We start from the raw sequence: 2792 nt of genomic DNA, 5'->3' as shown, positions 1-2792 counted from the left end.
CAGAAAGGGACAAGTAACCCGGAATAGGCGTTGCACGACGCAACACAGACTGGATTGATGTAATGCTAACGCGGTTCCAATCCAGTGCGGGCCCGCCGGGCGGGGGGTTTGGCGTGGGGTGGTCTGACGTCACATGACGTCCCCCCCCTTGTTGAACCGCCGCCGCCCCGTTGGGCCCGCCGAGCCCGCGCGGTCCCCGCGACGTGATGGGTGATCACCCGGGGAGACGACGCCCGCTCTGCCACCCAACCTAGGAGCGATCACGTGCTCCGGCCACACGGGACAAGGCTCGGAGCGGGGACGGAGAGGGGACGGAGAGGGCCCCGGGGGATCACCCCCGGGGCCCTTCCGTGCTCATGACGAGGAGATCAGTTGATCTTGATCCTCATCGAGGTGCCTTCCTGCTTCTGCACCTTGATCTTCACGCCCACCGCAGGCAGCTTGACGCCGTGGCTCGGGAGCTCGTCGTACCAGTACTTCTTGGTGTCGTCGAAGACCGGTTGAGCCGGTTGTGCGCGGATGTAGCTGGGCTTGCCGTTGGTGTGCAGCGTCATCGAATCGGCCTTGATCAGACCGAACGGTGCGTCGTAGACCTGGATGCGAGCCCGCCACGGAGCCCCGGTGGTGATGTTGATGATCGGCTCCGGGTGGGCGTCGATCGGCAGGTTGCGGCCCTGGCCGGGGTGGTCGGTCGTGTTGTTGTTGGCGATCGACGTGTCCCAGTACGAGATGAGCAGCCCCTGGCCGTAGCGGTAGTGCTCGACCCAGTCCGGCTTGGTGTTCATGAAGCCGAAGTTGTACGGGCCGGTCTGGAGGTACGTGTCATAGCCGACGTAGGACCGGTGGCCCATCACGTAGTAGTTGTCGTACTCCCTCGTCGTGGTCGCGCCGACGATGCTGTAGCCCCTGAACGTCCACGGCCCGGCACCGTTCTCGGCCCCGTCGGACAGGACGGTCGCCCCGTCCGCGGTCACCGCGATCTCGTCGAGGAACAGACCGGAGCCCACGGTCGCGGCGTCGGTCGTGTAGGAGGACCGGAAGAGGATCTTCTGGCCCGCGTACGCATCGAGCGGCACCGTGACCGGCCCCCACGCAGGGTGGTTGCCGTCGAGCGCCGGGTTGCCGTCGGTGTCCGTCCCGTACGGCTTGGCGTCGAGCGTGCCAGGCAGCGACGTCCAGGTCTTCCCGCCGTCGGTGGACGCCTGGAAGTACGCGAAGTCGTAGCCCTTCTCGATGGAGAAGCGCACCCTCGCATCGAACCTCGCCGACGTCTTGCCGGTCAGGTCGATCGCGGTGGTCATCGCGTTCTCCAGGTTGTTGCCCGACCCGGACCAGAACTGCTTGGTGCCGGTGGGCGCCGGACCGTTGCTCTCCTCGACGGGCTTCTTGGGCAGGACGACGACCGCACCCTGGGCCTTGTCGGAGTTCCACTCCTGCGGGCCGAGGTCGAGCCGCTTGGTCTGCGTGGAGGCGACGGCTTCGTAGTCGAGCCAGCCGAGCTGGAGCTTCTCCCACGCGCCGAGGTCGCCCGGACGGGTGCCGAGCGGCTCGCCGGCGCCGTTGAGTCGGCTCTGCGCCATCAGCGTCCAGTACTCGTTGGAGTTGTCGCCCTTGCTGGTCGTGTCGTAGGCGTCGGGCAGACCCAGGTCGTGGCCGTACTCGTGGACGAAGACCGACAGACCACCGTTCTCGGGCTGGATCGTGTAGTCGCCGACCCAGATGCCGGTCGAGCCGATCTGGGTGCCCCCGAGCCGGTTCTGCGGAGGGCCGGTGCTGCCGACGTCGGTCCGGAACGCGTACCAGCGGTGCGACCAGATCGCGTCTCCCGCATAGAGCGGGTCGCCGTCGGCCTCGTCGCCACCGGCGTGCACGATCTGGAAGTGGTCGATGTAGCCGTCGGGCTCGTTGAAGTCGCCGTCGCCGTCGAAGTCGTAGCGGTCGTAGACGTCGTACGACGCCAGGTCGGCCTTGATCTGCGCGTCGGTGCGCCCCTTGGCCTGCTGGTCGGCGACCCAGGCGGTGAGCGCGTCACGGATGAGGTCCCACGTGTTGGCGGTGACGCGACCGTAGCGGGCCTGGTTGTAGGGGACCTTCACCCAGTCCGACACGGTGCCGTCGACGGTGTAGCGACCCGAGGACTGCGCCTCGTAGTACGTCTTCACCGACTCCTGGTCCTCACCGAAGTAGATGTCCTGGTAGTGCTGACGGTCGTAGTCCGGCTGCCAGTTCGTGGAGTTGTCCTGGGTGCGGTCCGGCTCGGGGATCTGGTTGACCTGCGGCCCGTCGAACCGTTGCGGCTTGACCGTGCCGTAGCGCGACCAGTCGTCGTCGGGGAAGTCCGGGTGACGCTGGTCGCCGAACTCGGCGAGGATCACGAAGACCTTGTCGGCCCGCTCCTGCGACAGCTCGACGTACTGGTCGTGGTCCCCGTCGTCGGCGAGTGCCTCACGACCACGCACGGTGGTCTGGGCGGCGGCGTCGGCCGGCGACAACGACGTCCCGACCTTGACGACCTCGGAGCCGTTCTTGGTGACGGGCTTCGCCTCGCCGTTGACGACCGAGGTGATCGCCTCCTCGCGGAGAGCCCGTCGCTTGTCCTCGAGCGGGTTGGGGAGCTCGTGGTCCTTGCTGGTCGTGGCGGCCGCGTTGACCGGGGGCGCCGAGGACGCCGTTCCCGGTGACGCGAAGGCGGCCCCGAAAGAGGCCGCCATGCCGAGGGTGATGAGTGCCGTGCTGAGACGTCTCAAGACTTCTCTCCCCTTCGTGCAACGGAGCCGGACCGATCGGTCCGG

Annotated in this window: 1 protein-coding gene; it reads right to left on the bottom strand. The window is 67.3% G+C overall.

The features are described from left to right. Nucleotides 1–368 precede the first annotated feature (368 nt). Nucleotides 369–2711 carry an immune inhibitor A domain-containing protein gene (locus PV363_RS17015; protein WP_301022978.1) on the bottom strand — a complete coding sequence of 781 codons (2343 nt, stop codon included), beginning with the start codon at nt 2709–2711 and terminating at the stop codon, nt 369–371. Nucleotides 2712–2792 lie beyond the last annotated feature (81 nt).

The sequence above is a fragment of the Mumia sp. genome, from assembly GCF_028803055.1.
In the GTDB taxonomy this organism is placed as follows: Bacteria; Actinomycetota; Actinomycetes; order Propionibacteriales; family Nocardioidaceae; genus Mumia.
The sequence above is the reverse complement of the archived record's forward strand: the minus strand, read 5'-3'. Positions and strand labels throughout refer to the sequence as shown.

Bases quoted from the DNA above. Each gene is read 5' to 3' on its own strand.
- PV363_RS17015 (WP_301022978.1), bottom strand. From the start codon at position 2,711: ATGGCGGCCTCTTTCGGGGCCGCCTTCGCGTCACCGGGAACGGCGTCC.